At 73.0% G+C, this 18197-nt stretch carries 18 protein-coding genes; 9 read left to right on the plus strand and 9 right to left on the minus strand.

What is annotated here, in order from left to right:
• The first annotated feature begins 18 nt into the window (after positions 1-18).
• From VMF51_RS01325 to VMF51_RS01335, 3 genes are read left to right on the plus strand one after another with little or no spacing between them, the layout of a single operon-like run.
• The gene (locus VMF51_RS01325; protein ID WP_325472578.1) at positions 19-1470 is read left to right on the plus strand and encodes an FAD-dependent oxidoreductase; all 1452 of its coding nucleotides are present in this window, start codon (positions 19-21) and stop codon (positions 1468-1470) included.
• 2 nt (positions 1471-1472) lie between these two features.
• Positions 1473-2276, plus strand: a complete 804-nt coding sequence (locus tag VMF51_RS01330; protein ID WP_325472579.1) for an aspartate/glutamate racemase family protein — start codon at positions 1473-1475, stop codon at positions 2274-2276.
• Positions 2273-3613, plus strand: a complete 1341-nt coding sequence (locus tag VMF51_RS01335) for an FAD-dependent oxidoreductase (RefSeq protein ID WP_325472580.1) — start codon at positions 2273-2275, stop codon at positions 3611-3613. The genes VMF51_RS01330 and VMF51_RS01335 overlap by 4 nt, the downstream gene beginning before the upstream one ends.
• A 104-nt stretch (positions 3614-3717) precedes the next feature.
• On the opposite strand, the gene VMF51_RS01340 is transcribed toward VMF51_RS01335, so the two are convergent.
• Positions 3718-4875, minus strand: a complete 1158-nt coding sequence (locus tag VMF51_RS01340; RefSeq protein WP_325472581.1) for a saccharopine dehydrogenase family protein — start codon at positions 4873-4875, stop codon at positions 3718-3720.
• A 71-nt stretch (positions 4876-4946) separates the two neighbouring features.
• Here VMF51_RS01340 and VMF51_RS01345 point away from each other — a divergent pair, with 71 nt between their 5' ends.
• Genes VMF51_RS01345 through VMF51_RS01355 form a run of 3 tightly spaced genes read left to right on the plus strand, consistent with a single transcriptional unit; the run spans position 4947 to position 7975 of the window.
• Positions 4947-6854 carry a beta-propeller domain-containing protein gene (locus VMF51_RS01345; protein WP_325472582.1) on the plus strand — a complete coding sequence of 636 codons (1908 nt, stop codon included), beginning with the start codon at positions 4947-4949 and terminating at the stop codon, positions 6852-6854.
• Between the two features lie 36 nt (positions 6855-6890).
• Entirely contained in the window at positions 6891-7160 is a 270-nt protein-coding gene (locus tag VMF51_RS01350; RefSeq protein ID WP_325472583.1) for a DUF2277 domain-containing protein, read from the plus strand.
• On the plus strand, positions 7157-7975 hold the full coding sequence (locus VMF51_RS01355; RefSeq protein ID WP_325472584.1) for an NAD-dependent protein deacetylase: 819 nt from the start codon (positions 7157-7159) through the stop codon (positions 7973-7975). Before VMF51_RS01350 ends, VMF51_RS01355 begins: the two co-directional genes overlap by 4 nt.
• A 171-nt stretch (positions 7976-8146) precedes the next feature.
• Here VMF51_RS01355 and VMF51_RS01360 read toward each other — a convergent pair whose 3' ends face one another.
• Positions 8147-8833, minus strand: a complete 687-nt coding sequence (locus VMF51_RS01360) for a metal-dependent transcriptional regulator (RefSeq protein WP_325472585.1) — start codon at positions 8831-8833, stop codon at positions 8147-8149.
• Positions 8834-8921: 88 nt separating this feature from the next.
• On the opposite strand from VMF51_RS01360, the gene VMF51_RS01365 reads away from it, so the two are divergent.
• Genes VMF51_RS01365 through VMF51_RS01375 form a run of 3 tightly spaced genes read left to right on the plus strand, consistent with a single transcriptional unit; the run spans position 8922 to position 12585 of the window.
• On the plus strand, positions 8922-10277 hold the full coding sequence (locus VMF51_RS01365; RefSeq protein WP_325472586.1) for a deoxyribodipyrimidine photo-lyase: 1356 nt from the start codon (positions 8922-8924) through the stop codon (positions 10275-10277).
• A complete protein-coding gene (locus VMF51_RS01370; protein ID WP_325472587.1) occupies positions 10274-10978 on the plus strand; it encodes a hypothetical protein in 705 nt (234 codons plus the stop codon). The genes VMF51_RS01365 and VMF51_RS01370 overlap by 4 nt, the downstream gene beginning before the upstream one ends.
• A gap of 29 nt (positions 10979-11007) precedes the next feature.
• Positions 11008-12585, plus strand: a complete 1578-nt coding sequence (locus VMF51_RS01375; protein WP_325472588.1) for a glycoside hydrolase family 13 protein — start codon at positions 11008-11010, stop codon at positions 12583-12585.
• 18 nt (positions 12586-12603) lie between these two features.
• Here VMF51_RS01375 and VMF51_RS01380 read toward each other — a convergent pair whose 3' ends face one another.
• The 7 genes from VMF51_RS01380 to flgN all read right to left on the minus strand — a co-directional run bounded on the left by VMF51_RS01380 (position 12604) and on the right by flgN (position 18178).
• Entirely contained in the window at positions 12604-13062 is a 459-nt protein-coding gene (locus VMF51_RS01380) for a MarR family winged helix-turn-helix transcriptional regulator (protein WP_325472589.1), read from the minus strand.
• A complete protein-coding gene (locus VMF51_RS01385; protein ID WP_325472590.1) occupies positions 13059-14651 on the minus strand; it encodes an MDR family MFS transporter in 1593 nt (530 codons plus the stop codon). The genes VMF51_RS01380 and VMF51_RS01385 overlap by 4 nt, the downstream gene beginning before the upstream one ends.
• Positions 14652-14820: 169 nt before the next feature.
• On the minus strand, positions 14821-15063 hold the full coding sequence (gene csrA / locus VMF51_RS01390) for a carbon storage regulator CsrA (RefSeq protein WP_325472591.1): 243 nt from the start codon (positions 15061-15063) through the stop codon (positions 14821-14823).
• A gap of 10 nt (positions 15064-15073) precedes the next feature.
• A complete protein-coding gene (gene fliW, locus VMF51_RS01395) occupies positions 15074-15493 on the minus strand; it encodes a flagellar assembly protein FliW (RefSeq protein WP_325472592.1) in 420 nt (139 codons plus the stop codon).
• Positions 15490-16386 carry a hypothetical protein gene (locus VMF51_RS01400; protein WP_325472593.1) on the minus strand — a complete coding sequence of 299 codons (897 nt, stop codon included), beginning with the start codon at positions 16384-16386 and terminating at the stop codon, positions 15490-15492. Before VMF51_RS01400 ends, fliW begins: the two co-directional genes overlap by 4 nt.
• Complete coding sequence (gene flgK / locus VMF51_RS01405; protein WP_325472594.1) at positions 16386-17702, minus strand: flagellar hook-associated protein FlgK; 1317 nt, start codon at positions 17700-17702, stop codon at positions 16386-16388. Before flgK ends, VMF51_RS01400 begins: the two co-directional genes overlap by 1 nt.
• Positions 17702-18178 carry a flagellar export chaperone FlgN gene (flgN, locus tag VMF51_RS01410; RefSeq protein ID WP_325472595.1) on the minus strand — a complete coding sequence of 159 codons (477 nt, stop codon included), beginning with the start codon at positions 18176-18178 and terminating at the stop codon, positions 17702-17704. Before flgN ends, flgK begins: the two co-directional genes overlap by 1 nt.
• Positions 18179-18197: the final 19 nt, after the last annotated feature.

The raw sequence follows: 18197 nt of genomic DNA on the forward strand, positions 1-18197 counted from the left end.
TGCGAGAGAGGACCTGCGATGAGCGAGAAGACGTACGACGTGGTGGTGGTCGGCGGCGGCGTCGCCGGCCTCGCCGCCGCGGTCTCGGCGGCGGAGGCGGGCGCGCGGGTGGCCGTGCTGGAGCGGTCCACGGAGGCCGAGACCGGCGGGAACACGCGCTACACCGAGGCGTTCCTGCGGATGCGGTCGATCGAGGAGGTGGCCGAGGGCTTCGAGGAGATCCTGGTCGACGACTTCATGGGCCACCCCGACCCGTCGGTGGTCAACGACGCCGCGCTCCCCGCCGGCCGCCAGGGTCCGCTGTGGCGGGCCACGCACACGGTGAACCCCGACTACGTCGCGACCCTCGCCGAGCAGGCGCCGCAGGCGCTGCAGTGGATGGCCGAGCACGGCGTGCGCTTCGACTTCGTCCCGACGCCGTTCCTGACCCAGTCGACCACGCGGATGGCGCCGGTCGGCGGCGGGCTGGCGATCATCGAGACGATGGGCCGCGCGGCCCGGGACCTCGGCGTGGAGTTCCACTTCCGTACGACGGCCCGGCGGCTGACCCACTCCCCGTCGGGCATCGACGGTGTCCTCGCGCACACCCCCGACGGGCCGGTGACCTTCACCGGTGCCGTGGTCCTCGCCTGCGGTGGCTACCAGGGCAACTTCGAGCTGATGGCCCGCTACCACGGCCCGAACGCGATGACCTCGCGCCCGGTCGCCCAGGGCGGCAACTACAACAAGGGCGAGGGGCTGGAGATGGCCCTCGCCCTGGGCGCGGCCACCGCCGGGAACTTCTCGCTCTTCCACGCCGAGCCGGTCGACCCGCGCAGCGGCGAGCCGGAGGCGGCGATCTTCTGCTTCCCGTACGGCGTCCTGGTCAACGCCGAGGGGCAGCGGTTCGTCGACGAGGCCCGCGGCACCGTCGACGCCTGGTACGAGCGCACCACCCGGGCGATCCAGGCCCAGACCGACGGGATCGCCTGGGTGGTCCTGGACCAGCATGGCCTCGCGGTGCCGAACATCATGGCCGGGGTGCGCACCGACATCGCACCGGTCACCGCTCCCACGATCGGCGCGCTCGCGACCCGGCTGGGACTGCCGGTGGCGGCGCTCGAGGCCACGGTGGCGGCGTACAACGCGGCCTGCCCGGGGCCCGAGGGCTTCGACCCGCTGGTCGTGGACGGGCTGGCCACCACCGGCCTCGTGCCGCCGAAGTCGAACTGGTCGCGCCCGCTGACGCAGGGGCCGTTCACGGCGTACCCGATCATGGCGGCCAACGTGTTCACCTTCGGAGGCCTCAAGACCACGCCCGAGGCCGAGGTCGTCGACCGCGACGGGAACCCCATGACCGGCCTGTACGCCGCGGGCGAGATGACCGGGCTGTACTACTCCAACTACACCGGGTCGACCTCGGTGCTGCGGGGCGCGACGTTCGGCCGGATCGCGGGCCGGAACGCGGCCCGGGTGCGGGCGGGGGTCTGAGCATGCGGATCTGGCACCAGTCGTTCACCGTGCTCGACGACGTCCCGCACTACCGCGACGCGCTGGCCCGGCACCTGCGGGCGCAGGCACGGCCCGACACGGTCGTGGACCTGCACGGGATGAAGGCGGGCACCTACCCGTCGGACTACCCCGGCACCCACATCGGCTACGCCTACCTCGCCGGGCTGCACAAGGAGCAGTTCGTGCAGGCCGCGCTGTGCGCCCAGGATGAGGGGTACGACGCGTTCCTCATCGCGACCATCCCCGACACCGGCTTCGAGGAGGTCCGCACCCTGGTCGACATCCCCGTCGTCACCTTCGGGCAGACCTCCGTGCTGGCCGCCGCGCAGCTCGGCGACCGGGTCGGCATCGTCAACTTCATCGCCGCGCTCGAGCCGCAGCTGCGCCGCAACCTGCGCAACTACCGGCTCGAGGACCTGGTCGGCCCGATCGTGCAGGTCGAGGCCGAGTTCCACGACGTGATGGCGGCGTACGCCTCGCCGAGCGGGCTGGTCGAGGCCTTCGAGCGGGCCGCGCGCCGGGCGATCGCCGCGGGCGCGACGGTGATCGTGCCCGGCGAGGGACCGCTCAACGTGTTCCTCGCCGACCAGGGGATCTCCCGGGTCGACGACGTGCCGGTCCTGGACTCGCTCGGCACCTGCGTGCGGACGGCCGAGCTGCGGGCCGCGCAGTTCCGCGCGACCGGGCTGCGGCCGTCCCGGGTCGGGTTCTACGGCGCCGGGCCGGAGCGCGCGCTGGTCGACGCGGCCCGGGCGTTCTACGGGGTTCCCGAGGCACTCCGGTGACCGGCTGGGACGACGAGGTCGACGTCGCGGTCGTGGGCGGCGGGGCGTGCGGCCTGATGACCGCGCTCCGCGCCGCCCGAGACCCCGACCTGGTCGTGGCCGTCTTCGAGAAGTCCGACCGGGAGGGCTGCAACGCGGCGATCTCGTCGGGCTCGCTGGCCGCGGGCGGCACCCGCTTCCAGGCCGCGGCGGGCATCGCCGACTCCCCGCAGGCCCACGCCGACGACATCCTGCGCGCCACCGGCGACGAGGGGTGGCGACCCGTGGTCGAGGCGCTGTGCGCGGCCGCCCCGGCGTACGTCGAGTGGATCGCCGACAGCGGCTACCCGATCGAGATCGGCGCGGACATGCCCCGCGCCGGCATGTCGGTGCCGCGGCTGCACACCGACACCGGACGGCTCGGCGGCGCGCGGCTGATGCGCCACCTGCGCGACCTGCTCGACGGCTGCGAGAACGTCGCGTTCGTCGACGAGGCGCCCGTCGTCGACCTGGTCGTCGAGGACGGCACGGTCGCCGGCGTGGTCGTCTCCCAGAACGGCTCGCTGCTACGGGTGCGGGCCGGCAGCGTCGTGCTGGCCGCCGACGGGTTCGCCAACAACCCCGCCCTCGTGAAGGAGCACCTCGCCCACCTGGGCAACCCGTTCTACGGCGGCGTGTCGACCTCGACCGGCGACGCGCTCGCGTGGGTGCTGCCGCTCGGCGCACAGCTGCGCAACATGGGCGCCGGGCTTCGCTCGGGCCTGGTCGTGGTCGACCACGGCACCCGGGTCTCCCCCGCCCTGCAGTTCAACGGCGCCGTGCTCGTGGACCGCACCGGCAGGAGGTTCGTCGACGAGGAGTCCAAGGGCTACTCGTCGCTGGCCGGGATCCTGCAGGCCCAGGACGGCGAGCGGGCCGTGATGATCTGGGACGCCGCCGCGATGGCCGCCACCCGCGAGTCCGAGATGATGCGCGAGTGCCTCGACGCCGGGGCGATCCGCGACGCGGACTCCGTCGAGGAGCTCGCGGACGCTCTCGGTCTCTCGGTCGAGGCGACCCGCATGGCGATCGCTCCGCTGCCCGGCCGCCGCGCGCTCGAGGCGCCGTACCACCTCGCCTGGGTGACGCACGGGCTGCTCACCACCCAGGGCGGCCTGGTCGTCTCCCCCGCCGGTGAGGTGCTCGACGGCTCGGGCACCCCGATCCCGCACCTGTACGCCGGCGGCGGCACCGCCTGCGGCCTCGCCGGGGAGTCCTCCGACGGCTACCTGTCCGGCAACGGGCTGCTCACCGCGCTCGGCATGGGCTGGATCATCGGCAACCGGCTGGCCGGCGGTCTGGACCACCCCTCCGGGTGAGCGTCGTTTTCAGGACAGGCACTCAGAGCGGCGTTTAAAGTAGTCCTCGAAGCCCGCTGGTGACCCGAGACACCAGCGGGCTTCTTCCATTTCTCCCGGCTCCGCTACGGCTGGTCGAGGGTCTCGAAGCGGATCCCCGCCGCGCGCAGCCTGGTCAGCAGGTTCGGGCCCATCGCCTGGGCGGTGGTCACCGAGCCCGCGGTCGGCGGGTTGTCGTCGAAGGCCAGGCAGAGCGCGGACTCGGCGAGCATCTTCGCCGTCTCGTCGTAGCCTGGGTCGCCGCCGGAGACCCGGGTGTGGACCGTGCGGCCGTCGCCCTCGCCCACGAGGTCGACGGTGAACCAGGCGCGCTCGCGGCGCCGCTCGTCCGGACCCTCCCCGCGCGGCAGCCGGTCGAGCAGCAGGTTGCGCAGCGGCCCGACCTGGGCGGCCAGCGCGATCGCGCCCGCGCCGAGCGCCCCGCCCGCGGCGTACCGCAACGTCTTGGTGCCGGCGTAGTGGGAGTAGCGGAACTCCGGGCCGTACGACGGCAGCGCGGCTCCGCTGCGCGCCACGACCATCGGGTCGATCGTGGGCAGCGGCACCAGCCAGAACCCCAGCAGCGGGTCCCGGTGCGGCGTGCCGCGCACCGCCCGCGACGAGCGGCCGTCGGGCCGCGGCTCGACCCGGCGGCGGGCCGCGACCGCCTCACGCATCTGGCGGGCGCGCGCGAACTGGTTGAGGGCGGAGTGGAAGGTGCCACCGGAGAAGGTGCCGCCGGCCCGGACGACCCCGCGCACGGTGACCGGTCCGCCCGCGGCGAGCTCCTGCACGGTGTGCAGCACGCCGAGGTCGTGCGGGATCGAGTCGAAGCCGCACGCGTGCACGATCCGGGCGCCGGTGCGCTCGGCGGTGGCGTGGTGGGCGACGTACATCCGGTCCACGAACTCGGGCTCACCGGTGAGGTCGACGTAGTCGGTGCCGGCCTCCGCGCAGGCCGCGACCAGCGGCTCGCCGTACTCCAGGTAGGGGCCGACGGTGGTGATCACGACCTTGGTGCGCGCGGCGAGGTCGGCCAGCGACGCCGGGTCCGTCACGTCGGCGTGCAGGAGCTCCACCTCGAGACCGAGCCGGTCGCGCACCGCGGCCAGCTTCTCGGGGTTCCGTCCCGCGATCGCCCAGCGGAGTCCGGTAGGGGCGTTCTCGGCGAAGTACGCGGCGGTGAGCGCGCCGGTGAAGCCGGTGGCGCCGAACAGCACCAGGTCCAGGTCGGGGGCAGCCATGGCCGCCATGCTGCCAGCCGCCCCCGAACCCGGGCGGGAACCGCTCGGGCGGTCCCGACGTCCGAGGTCCCATGCCTCGCTCGCGCCCGCTCCTCATTCTCGGTGCCACCGCCGCCCTCGTCGGCGCCTTCCTCGCCGGGACGGCGGTGAACGGATCCGACACCTCACGGGGACAGAGCGTCGCCGCCGGCCCCGGGCCGGTGCCCGCCGCCGCCACGGGCGCGCCGGTGGACTTCGCCGACGACTGCGGCGAGCTGCTGGACGCCTACGTCGACCGGGCGGTCGACCTGGTCGGACCGTGGGGCTGGGGCGGCGGGGAGCTGATGCGCGGGTTCGGCATCGCCGCCGACGGCGCGATGGCGTTCTCGGCGAACCTCTCCGCCACCACCTCCCGGGCGCTCAAGGCTCCCTCCGCGCAGCGCGCCACCAGCGAGGAGAGCGGCACCAACGTCCAGGAGTCGGGGGTCGACGAGCCCGACGTGGTCAAGACCGACGGGGAGCTGCTCGTGCGGCTCGACGACGGCGTGCTGACGACGTACGACGTCAGCGGCGGGAGCGCCCCGGTCACGCTGGGACGTCTCGTCGTGGCCAGGTCACGCGCCGGGGAGCTGCTGCTCTCCGAGAGCACCGCCACGATCCTCGCCGGACGCGACGACGGGTCCACCGTCGTCCACACCGTCGACCTGACCGACCCGGCCGAGCCCGTCCTCACCGCGACGACCGAGTACGACGCCCGGCTGGTCGCCGCGCGCCTGCACGGCAGCGTGGTCCGGGTCGTGCTCGCGGCCGGGCTGCCCGAGCTGCCGTTCGTCGAGCCGCGCCGCGGCCGGACCACGCGGGCGGCGACCCGGGCGAACCGGAAGCTGGTCCGGGCGACGACGATCGAGGACTGGCTGCCGACCGTCGCCGACGGGGACGGCGCGGCGGAACCGCTCCTCGACTGCTCCGACGTCGCGCTGCCCGAGGAGTCCGCCGGGCTCGACACCCTGGCCGTCGTCGGCTTCGAGTCGGGCGCGTCAGGCGATCCGGACGCGCGGAGCGTCCAGGGCCTGGCCGCTACCGCCGACGTCGCGTACTTCTCGACCGACCACCTCTACCTCGCGGCCGGCCACAGCACCGGCCCGTGGGGCTGCTGCTTCTGGGCCGACGACCGGATCCGACCGGAGCCGGCGTACGACGACGAGCTCGCCGGCACCACGACGGTGCACGACCTGGCCCTCGACGGCACCGGCACGACGTACCTCGCCAGCGGACGCGTCGACGGGCAGGTCGCCGACCGCTGGGCGATGGACGAGCAGGACGGCGTGCTCCGGCTCGCGGTCGGCCCGAGCGAGCGGACCGGCAACTTCAACTCGGTCGTCACCCTGGAGCAGGACGGTCCGGCCCTGGTCGAGACCGGCCGCCTCGACAAGCTCGGCGTCGGCGAGCAGATCCGGTCCGTGCGCTGGTTCGACGGGCTGGCGATCGTGGTGACCTTCCGGCAGGTCGACCCGCTGTACGCCGTCGACCTGACCACCGAGCGCCCGACGCTGATCGGCGAGCTGAAGATCCCCGGGTTCTCGGAGTACCTCCACCCGCTCGGCAAGAACCGGATGATCGGCATCGGTCAGGGACCCGCGAACGACGGGCGGCGGGGCTGGGGCGCCCAGGTCGGCTTCTTCAACGTCACGGACCTCGCCGACGTCCAGCGTCTCGACGTGCTCTCCTACGGCCGCAACACCCAGGCGCTGGCCGGCACGGACCCACGGCAGCTGACCTGGCTGCCGGAGCAGCGCACCGCCCTCACCGTGGTGGAGCGATGGGGCCGCGCCGGCCGCACCGGCTACGTCTCCGTGCTGAACTTCGCGCACCGGCGGATCGCCAACCGGATGGTCGAGGTCGAGCACGGCTCCGACGTCGACCAGGTCCGCACCGTCCCCCTCCCCGACGGCCGGGTGGTGCTGGTGACCGGGTCCGAGGTGTCGTACTTCGCGCTGTGAGGGGAGCTCGACCCGCTCCCGGCGTACGCTCGAACCATGTGCCGCAACATCCGTCCGCTCAACAACTTCGAGCCGCCGGCGACCCGCAGCGAGGTCACGGCGGCGGCGCTCCAGTACGTCCGCAAGGTCAGCGGTACGACGAAGCCGTCGCAGGCCAACCAGGCCGCGTTCGACCGGGCCGTCGCGGAGATCGCGCACCTGACCGAGCACCTGCTGGACTCGCTGGTGACGACCGCGCCGCCGAAGAACCGGGAGGTCGAGGCGGAGAAGGCGCGCGCCCGGGCCGCCCTCCGGTACGCACGTTGACGGTCTCGGCCGGCTCGACCGCCGACGCGGCCCTCGCGCTGCTGGCCGACCGCCCGCTGGTGGTGCTCACCGGCGCGGGGCTCTCGACCGACTCCGGCATCCCCGACTACCGCAGCCCGGGATCGCCGGCGCGGATGCCGATGACGTACGGCGAGTTCGTCTCCGGCGAGCCCGCCCGCCGGCGCTACTGGGCGCGCAGCCACCTGGGCTGGAGCCGGATGCGCCGGGCCGACCCGAACGCCGGTCACCGGGCGCTGGCCGCCCTCGACCCCGGGCTGCTGATCACCCAGAACGTCGACGGCCTGCACGAGCGCGCGGGCAGCCGGAGCCTGGTGGCGCTGCACGGCCGGATCGCCGACGTCGTCTGCCTGGACTGCCGGACCACCTCGACGCGCACCGCACTGCAGGAGCGCCTGGCCGCGGCGAACCCCGGTTGGCTCGACCGGCACGCGACGGTCGAGGTGCGCCCCGACGGCGACGTCGACCTCGAGGAGACGGCCGGGTTCGTGGTCCCCGGCTGCGAGACGTGCGACGGGGTGCTCAAACCGGACGTGGTCTTCTTCGGCGAGAACGTCCCGGCCGAGCGGGTCGCGCGGTGCTACGCCGCGGTCGACGGGCTGGCGGAGACCGGCGGGGTGCTACTGGTGGCGGGTTCGAGCCTGACGGTGATGAGCGGGTTCCGGTTCGTCCGGCGGGCGGCCAAGGCGGGCATCCCCGTGGTGATCGTCAACCGCGGGACGACGCGAGGCGACGAGCTGGCGACGTACCGGCTCGACGTGGGGTGCAGCGAGTTCCTCAGCGCGCTCGCGTCATGATCGCCGCGAGCTCGCGGAGCATCTCGACGACGTCGTCGACCTCCACGGGTCGGGCGGACGCGGGCGGGGCGGGGACGAGCGACAGGTGCATGCCCCCTCAACGGGGCCGTGGCGAGGAGGTCACCCGCAGGCCTCGACCGGTCTGGACCGGTCCAGACCGGCGAGGGCAGGTCACATCCGCTTGACGAAGATGTGGTCGGCCGCCTCGGGCACGATCTCGGCGGTCTCGCCGCCGGAGCCGACCAGCACGCCCTCGGGCGTCGAGACGACGGTGACGGTCTTGTCCGGCAGCGCGCCGACCCGCCGCATCGCGCTCATCAGGACCTCGTCCTTCTGCATCTCCTCGGAGATGCGGCGGACCAGCACCCGACCCTCCATCGAGCCCGCGGCCTTCGACAGCGGCTCGACGTCGGCCATGAACTCCTCGGCCACCTCGCGCTGACCGAGCTCGTCGAGCCCCGGGATCGGGTTGCCGTACGGCGACTCCGTCGGGTGGTCGAGCAGCTCGAGCAGACGCCGCTCGACGGTCTCGGACATGACGTGCTCCCCGCGGCACGCCTCCTCGTGGACCAGCTCCCAGTCGAGGCCGATGACGTCGGTGAGCAGGCGCTCGGCGAGCCGGTGCTTGCGCATCACCCGGGTCGCGAGCCGGTTTCCCTGCTCGGTGAGTTCGAGGTGCCGGTCGCCCTCGACGGTGAGCAGGCCGTCGCGCTCCATCCGGGCCACGGTCTGGGAGACCGTCGGTCCGCTCTGGTGGAGCCGCTCGGCGATCCGGGCACGCAGCGGGACGATCCCCTCCTCGACCAGCTCGTAGATGGTCCGCAGGTACATCTCGGTGGTGTCGATCAGGTCGCTCACCCGGCCATTCTGTCCTATCGGAGGACCCCCGCACAATTGACTCGTTCAAGATTGAGTCCGTCACCACCGTGCTGGCATCGTGAACACGATGGCCGAGACGACGAGTGCCGTGATGTGGTTCCGCCGCGACCTGCGGCTCGCGGACAACCCCGCCCTCGTCGAGGCCGCGGGCGCGGGCGCGGTGCTGCCACTGTTCGTGCTCGACCCGGCGCTGTGGGTGCCCGCCGGCCCGAGCCGCCGCGCCTACCTCGGCGCCTCGCTCCGCTCGCTCGACGCGTCCCTGCGCCAGCGCGGCGCCGGACTGAGCGTCGTGCGCGGCGACCCGGTCCGCCGCGTCGTGCTGGCCGCGCGGGCCGTCGGCGCCACCCGGGTGCACGTCGCCGCCGACTTCGGCCCGTACGGCCGCCGGCGGGACGCCGCGGTCGAGGAGGCGCTCGGCGAGGCGGGGATCGAGCTCGTGCGCACCGGCTCGCCGTACGCCGTGGCGCCGGGCCGGGTCACCAAGGGCGACGGGTCGCCGTACCAGGTGTTCACGCCGTTCTCGAAGGCCTGGGCCGACCACGGCTGGCGGCCCCCGGTCGAGGCGCCGACCGGCGCGACCTGGCTCGCGCTCGACGAGGGCACGACCGAGATCCCGGAGCCGGCGGTGCCCGCCGGGCTGACCCTGCCCGAGGCCGGCGAGCGCGCGGCACTGCGCCGGTGGGCGGACTTCCTCGACCACGTCGACGCGTACGCCGACGAGCGCGACCGGCCCGGCGTCGACGGGACCTCGAGGATGTCGGTGCACCTGAAGTACGGCGAGGTGCACCCCCGCACACTCCTCGCCGACCTGGCCCGGCGGCGCAGCCAGGGAGCCCGGACCTACCGCGCCGAGCTGGCCTGGCGGGAGTTCTACGCCGACGTGCTCGGCCACCGGCCCGAGACCGCGCGGGAGTACCTCCGCCCCGAGCACGCCCGGATGCCGTACGACGACCCGGGCGAGCAGCTCGAGGACTGGAAGCACGGCCGCACCGGCTTCCCGATCGTCGACGCCGGGATGCGCCAGCTGCGCGAGGTCGGCTGGATGCACAACCGGGTCCGGATGATCGTCGCGAGCTTCCTGGTCAAGGACCTGCACGTCGAGTGGCAGCACGGCGCCCGGCACTTCATGCACTGGCTGGTCGACGGCGACCTCGCCTCCAACCAGCACGGCTGGCAGTGGACGGCCGGCTGCGGCACCGACGCGGCGCCGTACTTCCGGGTCTTCAACCCGACCTCGCAGGGGCGGAAGTTCGACCCCGCCGGCGACTACGTGCGGCGCTTCGTCCCCGAGCTGGCCGACGTCTCCGACCCGCACGACCCGTCGGCCGACGACCGCGACCGGGTCGGCTACCCGCTGCCGATCGTCGACCACGCCGAGGAGCGGCGCGAGGCGCTGGCGCGATGGGAGACGATCAGGCGATGAGCACCCTCACCGTCCCGGCCCGGTTCTGCGGCCCGGCCCGCTCCGGCAACGGCGGCTGGAGCGCCGGCGCGCTCGCGGCCCACCTCGACGCGCCGGTCGTGACCGTGCGCCTGCAGCGACCGCCGCCGCTCGACGCGTCCCTGCGGATCGACGAGCACGACGGCTGGACCCGGGCGCTCGACGGGGACACGACCGTGCTGCAGGCCCGCCCGGCCGAGGACGACCTCACCCCGGTCGCACCGGTCGACGCGGCGACCGCCCGGGCCGCGGAGGCGACGTACGCCGGCCTGGCGAGCCACCCGTTCCCGACCTGCTTCACCTGCGGCACCGGGCGCGAGCCGGGCGACGCGCTCCGGATCTTCTCCGGGCCGGTCGGCCCCGACCGGGTCGCCGCCACCTGGACCCCGGCCCCCTCGGTCGGCGAGGACGGCCTCGCGACGCTGCCGGTCACCTGGGCCGCCCTGGACTGCCCGGGCGCCTGGGCGGCGGGGGTCGCGGACCGGCCGATGGTGCTCGGGCAGATCACCGCGCGGGTCGACCGGCGCCCCGTCGTCGGCGAGGAGCACGTCGTGCTGGGCGAGCTGCGCGGCACCGAGGGGCGCAAGGTGTTCACGGCGACATCGGCGTACGCCGCGGACGGCGGGCTGGTCGGCACCGCCGAGGCGACCTGGATCGTCGTCGACCCCGACGCCTTCAACTGACCCATCGACCGCCTGGTTACCTGGGAGCCATGACTTCCCCCGAGTGGTGGCGGCACGCCGTCACCTACCAGGTCTACGTCCGCAGCTTCGCCGACAGCGACGGCGACGGCGTCGGCGACCTGCCCGGCATCACCGGGCGCCTCCCCCACCTGCGCGACCTCGGCGTCGACGCGCTGTGGATCACGCCGTTCTACACCTCGCCGCAGAAGGACCACGGGTACGACGTCGCCGACTACACCGACGTCGACCCGCTCTTCGGCAGCCTGGCGGACGCCGACGCGCTCACGACCCGCGCACACGAGCTGGGGCTGAAGGTGATCGTCGACCTGGTGCCCAACCACACCTCGTCGGAGCACGCGTGGTTCGCCGCGGCCCTGGCCGCCGGGCCGGGCAGCCCCGAGCGCGCCCGCTACCTGTTCCGCGACGGCCGCGGCCCCGACGGCGCCGAGCCGCCGAACAACTGGCAGTCGGTCTTCGGCGGGCCGGCCTGGACCCGCGTGGACGACGGGCAGTGGTACCTCCACCTCTTCGACTCCACCCAGCCCGACCTCGACTGGCGCCACCCGGAGGTCGGCGACCTGTTCGAGGGCGTGCTGCGCTTCTGGCTCGACCGCGGCGTCGACGGCTTCCGCATCGACGTCGCCCACGGGCTCGTCAAGGAGGAGTCGCTGCGCGACCAGGTGGTCGGCGAGGGCGAGTCGCTCGGCAGCGGGGCGCCGACCGGCGAGTCGATGGTCGAGCGCACCCTGCGCGACGAGCCGATGTGGGACCAGCCCGAGGTGCACGACGTCTACCGCCGCTGGCGCCGGGTGCTGGACTCCTACGACGGCGACCGGATGCTCGTCGCGGAGGCCTGGACCCAGACCGCGGAGTCGATGGCACGGTTCGTCCGGCCCGACGAGATGCACCAGGCGTTCAACTTCTCCTGGCTGCTCGCCCCCTGGTCGGCCAAGGCGTTCGCCGACGTCGTCACCGGCACCCTGGAGGCCGTCGCGCCCGTCGGCGCCTCCCCCACGTGGGTGCTGTCCAACCACGACGTCGTCCGGCACCCCACCCGGTACGGCGGTGGCCCGGTCGGGCTCGCGCGCGCCCGGGCGGCGACGCTGACCATGCTGGCGCTGCCCGGGTCGGCGTACCTCTACCAGGGCGAGGAGCTGGGCCTGGAGCAGGTCGACGTGGCGCCGGAGCACCGCCAGGACCCCTCCTGGTTCCGGACCGGAGAGGTGGGCCGGGACGGCTGCCGGGTGCCGATGCCGTGGGGCGGCACGCGGCCGCCGTACGACTTCGGGCCGAGTGGTGAGCCGTGGATCCCGCAGCCCGCGGACTGGGCGCCGCTCACCGTGGCCGCCCAGAGCGGCGACCCGGACTCGACGCTGGAGTTCTACCGGGCCGCGCTCGCGGCCCGGCGGACCTTCGCGACCACCGCCGGCGAGGACGTCGAGGTGATCGGCAGCGACGCCGACGTGCTCGTCCTGCGCCGCGGACCGGTGACGGTGGTGCTCAACTGCGGCACCGAGTCGGTCCCGCTGCCCGCCGGCGAGGTGATCATCGCCAGCGGGCCGCTGGCCGGCGGGCTGCCGCCCGACACCGCGGTCTGGCTGGGCTGAGCCGCCGACCGGGGAAGCTCAGTTGCCGAGCGTCTCGTTGTAGCGCCGCAGCATCGCGGCGAACTCGCCGAGCTCGCTCTCGGTCCAGTCGCCGAGCCGCTCGTCGAGCCAGCGACGACGATCCGCCGCGACCTCGTCGAAGCGGCGGGTCGCCTCGGCGCTGGCCGAGACGAGCGACGCGCGGCCGTCAGCGGGGTCGGGGGTGCGGTCGACCAGCCCCAGCTCCTCCAGGTGCTGGATCTGGCGGCTGATCGCCCCCTTGTCGATGTCGAAGACCTCGGCCAACGCGGACGCCCGCAGCGGCCCGTGGTTGATCAGGTAGCCGAGCATCAGGTACGCGCCGTACTGCAGCTGCGGGTGCACCAGCTCGGAGCGCTGGCCGATCACCCGTCGTACACGACGGATCAGCACCCCGACCTCCTGCTCCAGGCTGTGCAGGTGCTCGACGCGTCGGGTGTCCTGCTCGGTGGCGATCATCGTGTGTGAAGCTCCTCCGTCGCCTCGGGGGCGACCTCCTCGGCCAGGGACACCGTAGTCCGCAGGGGGACCTCCTTGATGAACAGCACGCACAGGAACGCCAGGAGGGCAGCCGGGGCGGCGATGAGGTACAGCTCGCCGATCGAGGCGCCGAAGCCGTGCTCCCAGATCTGTGCCTCCCACGGAGCCAGGCTCGCCAGGTCGGGGATCGCGTGCGACCCGAAGTCCCCGCTCGGCATCTGCTGCGCGGCCTGGTAGCCGGCGGCCACCTTGTCGGCGACCTGGGTGCCCAGGATCGCGCCCAGCACCGAGACGCCCGCGGAGCCGCCCATCGAGCGGAAGAAGGCGACCACGGAGCTCGCCGCCCCGAGCTCGCTCAGGGGGACGTTGTTCTGCACGGCCAGCACGAGGTTCTGCATCGTGGCGCCCATGCCGAAGCCGAGCAGCGCCATGAACACACCGACCAGGACCAGGTGCGTGCTCTCGTCGATGGTGCCGAGCAGGGCGAGCGCCGCGACGACGAGGGCCATGCCACCGACCAGCCAGCGCTTCCACACGCCGGTGCGGGTGATGATCTTGCCGCTGACCAGGCTGGAGAGCATCAGCGGGACGACCATGGCGACCGTCATCAGCCCGGCCTTCGTCGGGGACATGCCCCGGGCGAGCTGGAAGTACTGGCTCAGGTAGACCGTGGAGCCGAACATCGCGACGCCGACCAGCGCCGAGGCCACGGTCGCGAGGCTCATCGTGCGGTCGCGGAACAGGTACATCGGGATCACCGGCTCGGCGGCGACCTTGGCCTCGTAGACGACCGCAGCGGCGGTCACGAGGACGCCCACCGCGACCAGGACGAAGCTGGTGGTCGAGGCCCAGTCGTACTGGTTGCCGGCCAGCGAGACCCAGACCAGCAGGATCGAGACGCCCGCCATGATCAGCGTGGCGCCGACGTAGTCGATCTTGACCTCGCGCTTGATCACCGGCAGCTTCAGGGTCTTCTGCAGCAGCACGAACGCCGCGACCGCGAACGGGAGCCCGAGGGCGAAGCAGCCGCGCCAGCCGGCGGGGCTGTCCACGATCAGGCCGCCGATGAGCGGGCCGCTGACGGTGGCGGCCGCGAAGGTGGCGCCGATGTAGCCGGAGTAGCGGCCGCGCTCGCGCGGGCTCACCATGCTGGCGATGACGACCTGCACCAGCGCGGTCAGGCCGCCGACGCCGAGGCCCTGGACGACCCGGGCACCGATCAGCACCTCCATGCTGGTGGCGAAGGTGGCGATCACGGACCCGACCGAGAAGATGACCAGCGCCGTCTGGACGAGCAGCTTCTTGCTGAACAGGTCGGCGAGCTTGCCCCAGATCGGGGTGGTCGCGGTCATGGCCAGCAGGGTCGAGACGACGACCCAGGTGTAGCCGGTCTGGCTGCCCTCGAGGTCGGTGACGATGCGGGGCAGCGCGTTGCTGACGACGGTGCTGGACAGCATCGCCACGAACATCGCCAGCAGGAGGCCGCTGAGGGCCTCCATGATCTGGCGGTGGGACATCTGGCCCGGCTGCTCGACAGCCGGGGTGGTCGCGGGTTCGACCTGGGTCACGGAGGGAGCTCGATTCATATCCGACTAAAGGTTGCTTTCCGCAACTTTATTCCGGACTCGTTGCCGTGGTCAACCAAACGTGACCGCGCCCACCACAACGCGAAAGTCCCTGACGTTCGGCACGGTCGAGTCGTGCGGAACGTCAGGGACTATCGGGTACGGCGGAGGGTCAGTCCTCGGTGGAGCGGTCCTTCAGCGCCTGGGTCAGCGACGCCACGGTCTCCTCGCTGGGCGAGGCGGCGGTGCGGTTGCTGTCCTCGAGCTCGCGCAGCAGCTCGGCCCGGTTGACGGACACCGACCGCGGCGCGTCGATACCGATCCGGACGACGTCGCCACGGACCTCGAGCACCGTGATCGTGACGTCGTCGCCCACCACGACGCTCTCGCCGACTCGGCGACTGAGGACCAACATGGGGTCAACGCTACGCGACGAGCGGAGCGCTCACCGACAGAGTGGGGTCATCCAAGATGACCTGGGCCGCTCGACGGGTGCGCCGGTTGACCACCACGGGCGCCAGCAGGTTCGCCGTGGTGGCCGCGAGGGAGTCCCCGGCCTTCAGCACGAGCAGCACCAGCGCCTCCTCCGCGGAGCCGATCTCCAGCTCGCTCACCACGCTGTCGCCGACCTCCGGGGCGTAGTCCGGGAAGAACGGAGCGGGCGGGACGACGAGGAAGCGCAGCTCCGGGTCGTCCAGCGAGCGGAGGGCACACAGCAGGCTGTCGTCGTCCAGGGTGACCAGGGCGAACTGCCGGCGGTCCGGGAAGCCCGGCATGGGATGCACGAGCTCGATGACCGGGAGGTCGACCGACTCGTCCACCGTCTCCACGAGCGTGGCGCTCATCGCAGGAAGTCCACGAGGCTCGGCTGCATGACGCGCGACGTCGCGGCCAGGGCCGCCTGGTAGGCGACCTCCTGCAGCTGCAGGTCGACGATCGTCTGGGGCAGGTCGGCGTTCTCGATGGTCGACAGCTCCGTGGTCAGGGTCAGCATCGAGGCGGCGCCCGCGTCGACGGCCTTCTCCGCGCGCAGGTAGCGGGTACCCACGTCGGCCTGCACGTTGCTGACCGTCTCCAGCCGGCCGGAGAGCTTGCCGAGGCTGGCCTGGACGGTGGCCTCGTCCCCCGTGCGCAGCGCGGTGGAGAGCGCCGTGAGGTGGTCGAAGAGCGAGTCGCCGTTCGGGCCGAAGACGTCCGTCCCGGCCACGTCGACGCGGATCTCGACGTTGGTCGCGATGGTGCGGGTCACCTCGCCGGTCGTGGACCCGATGTAGGCACCCGTGGCGGGGTCGAACGCCTGGTTGCCGGCGGTGATGCCACCGAAGAGCGGGCGGTTCAGGTAGGTCCCGTTCGCGTTGGCGATCAGCCCGTCGCGGATCTGGTCGATCTCGGTGGCCAGCGCCTCGCGGGAGCTCGTCGACATGCTGCCGGTGCTGGCGCCCTGCAGCGCCAGGTCGTGCGCCCGACGTACGTCGGCCGTCACGGTGGACAGCGTCGTGTCGATGGTCCCGAGCCAGGCCAGGCCGTCCTGGGCGTTGCGGGTGAACTGCTTCTGGTCGGCCATCTGCTCGCGCAGCCGCATCGCGATGGTGCTGTCGGTCGGCGAGTCGGAGGGCCGGTTCAGGATCCGGCCGGTCGTCAGGTGCTCCTGGGTCGCGGCGAGCCGCGCCAGGCCGGTCTGCACGCCGGCCAGCGAGCGCTGGCTGAGCATGCTCTGGGTCACACGTACGGAAGACATCAGCGCAGCAGTCCTGTCCGGTTGATGAGGGTGTCGAGCACGGAGTCCACGACGGTCATGACCCGCGAGGCGGCCTCGTAGGCACGCTGCGAGGCGAGCATGCCGACCATCTCCTCGTCGAGGCTGACGCCGGAGATCTGGTCGCGGGCACCGTCGACCTGGCTGGTCAGCAGGCGCTGGGTGGCCGCGAGGCCCTTGGCCGAGTTCACCTGCGAGCCGAAGCCGTTGACCAGGCTCTGGTACGCCGCGCCGGCGTCGTTGGCCGCGGCGAGCTGGGTGGCGATCGAGCCGTCGAGGTCCGCGCCGCTGGAGGAGACGGCCAGCTTGCGCGGGTCGGTGATCGCGACCGCGATCGAACCGGACGGGTCGGCGGGATCGTAGGAGAAGAACGGCGTGCCGGCGTCCCCGTTGAGGTCGAAGCCCGTGACGTGCAGGCCGTTGACCTGGTCGGCCAGCGTCTTGACGACCGCGTCGAGACCGGCCTTGTACGCCGGCAGCGTGACGTTGATCAGGTCCTGGACCGCGCCCAGCTCGCCGCTCAGCCCGGTGGGCAGCGCGGCGGCGTCCAGCGGCGTGGCGACGTCCAGGGCGACCAGGCTGTGGCCGCCGACGGAGACGTCGGCGGTGCCGTTGGCCTGGATGGTGACCGTGCCGCCGGCCAGCTCGGAGAGCTGGAGGGCGAGCGCGTCGCGCTGGTCGAGCAGGGCGGTCGTGTCGACCCCGTTGAGGGTCGCGGAGACCACGTTGCGGTTGGTCTCGGCCAGCTGCTCGGCGATGGTGTTCACCGCGGTGACCGTGCTGTCGAGCCGGGTCTGCTGGTCGGCGATCTCGCCGTCCACGTTGGCGACCTGGGCCGTGATCGCGCCGACCAGCGTCTGGGCCTTGGCGATCACCTGGCTGCGCGCGGCCTCGCTGCTCGGGTTGTTCTTGACGTCGGCCCAGCTGGTCCGGAAGTCCGACATCGCCGCGGCGACGCCGGTGTCGCTGGGCTCGCCGATGCCGGTCTCGACCCGGGCCAGCGCGCTGGCGCGCAGGTCGAGGTAGGCCTGCGAGGCGTGCTCCTTGCGCGCCCGGGCGTCCAGGATCGCGTCGGTCATCCGCTCGATGTTGGTGGCCTTCACGCCGGACCCGGTCAGGCTCTGGCGCGACCACAGGGCCGGCGTCGAGGAGGGGCCGAGCGTCTCGCCGTTGACCCGGCGCCGGGTGTAGCCCTCGGTCGTCGCGTTGGCGACGTTCGAGGCGGCGACGTCGAGCGCGTTGCGCTGGTACTGCAGTGCCGTCAGCGCGGTGTTGAGGGAGGAGAGGGTTCCCGACATCACAGGCTCCGATCCACGAGCCGATGCCCGTTCGTTCCGACGACGGCCGAGCCGTCCTGGCTGTAGCTGTCCACCGGACCGCCGAGGGAGAGCAGGGCCTCCCGGGCGGAGCGGTAGCCGCTGGTGATCAGGTGGCGGTTCGCGTCCGCCAGGGCGGAGACCTGCTCGGTGATCGCGAGGAACGCGTCCCGGTGGTCGACGAGGATGGAGCGCCACGGCTCCTCGACGGCGTCGGCCAGTGCGCGCAGCGACGGGTTCGTCGAGAGCCCGATGGCGGTCGCGGCCTCGTCGGCGGCGACGGCGCGCAGGAGCTCGGTCTCGCGCAGCTGCTGGAGGATGCTCTCGACGTCCTTCGCCGAGCGCATCAGCCAGCGGGATCGTCCTCCGGCAAGCACGAGCTGCTCCACCTCGAGTCGGTAGAGCAACGTCTCGAGGAGCTCGCGCTCGCGCCAGAGGATGAGGGACAGCTTCTCCACGAAAAGCCTCCTAGCCCAG

This window comes from Nocardioides sp. (genome assembly GCF_035503875.1).
GTDB lineage: Bacteria > Actinomycetota > Actinomycetes > Propionibacteriales > Nocardioidaceae > Nocardioides.

Coding starts and splice junctions, on each gene's coding strand:
- VMF51_RS01370 (WP_325472587.1), top strand. CDS start 10,274: ATGAGCACCCTCACCGTCCCGGCCCGGTTCTGCGGCCCGGCCCGCTCC.
- VMF51_RS01330 (WP_325472579.1), top strand. CDS start 1,473: ATGCGGATCTGGCACCAGTCGTTCACCGTGCTCGACGACGTCCCGCAC.
- fliW (WP_325472592.1), bottom strand. CDS start 15,493: ATGAGCGCCACGCTCGTGGAGACGGTGGACGAGTCGGTCGACCTCCCG.
- VMF51_RS01350 (WP_325472583.1), top strand. CDS start 6,891: ATGTGCCGCAACATCCGTCCGCTCAACAACTTCGAGCCGCCGGCGACC.
- VMF51_RS01400 (WP_325472593.1), bottom strand. CDS start 16,386: ATGTCTTCCGTACGTGTGACCCAGAGCATGCTCAGCCAGCGCTCGCTG.
- flgK (WP_325472594.1), bottom strand. CDS start 17,702: ATGTCGGGAACCCTCTCCTCCCTCAACACCGCGCTGACGGCACTGCAG.
- VMF51_RS01380 (WP_325472589.1), bottom strand. CDS start 13,062: ATGATCGCCACCGAGCAGGACACCCGACGCGTCGAGCACCTGCACAGC.
- VMF51_RS01365 (WP_325472586.1), top strand. CDS start 8,922: ATGGCCGAGACGACGAGTGCCGTGATGTGGTTCCGCCGCGACCTGCGG.
- VMF51_RS01345 (WP_325472582.1), top strand. CDS start 4,947: ATGCCTCGCTCGCGCCCGCTCCTCATTCTCGGTGCCACCGCCGCCCTC.
- VMF51_RS01325 (WP_325472578.1), top strand. CDS start 19: ATGAGCGAGAAGACGTACGACGTGGTGGTGGTCGGCGGCGGCGTCGCC.
- csrA (WP_325472591.1), bottom strand. CDS start 15,063: ATGTTGGTCCTCAGTCGCCGAGTCGGCGAGAGCGTCGTGGTGGGCGAC.
- VMF51_RS01375 (WP_325472588.1), top strand. CDS start 11,008: ATGACTTCCCCCGAGTGGTGGCGGCACGCCGTCACCTACCAGGTCTAC.
- VMF51_RS01340 (WP_325472581.1), bottom strand. CDS start 4,875: ATGGCTGCCCCCGACCTGGACCTGGTGCTGTTCGGCGCCACCGGCTTC.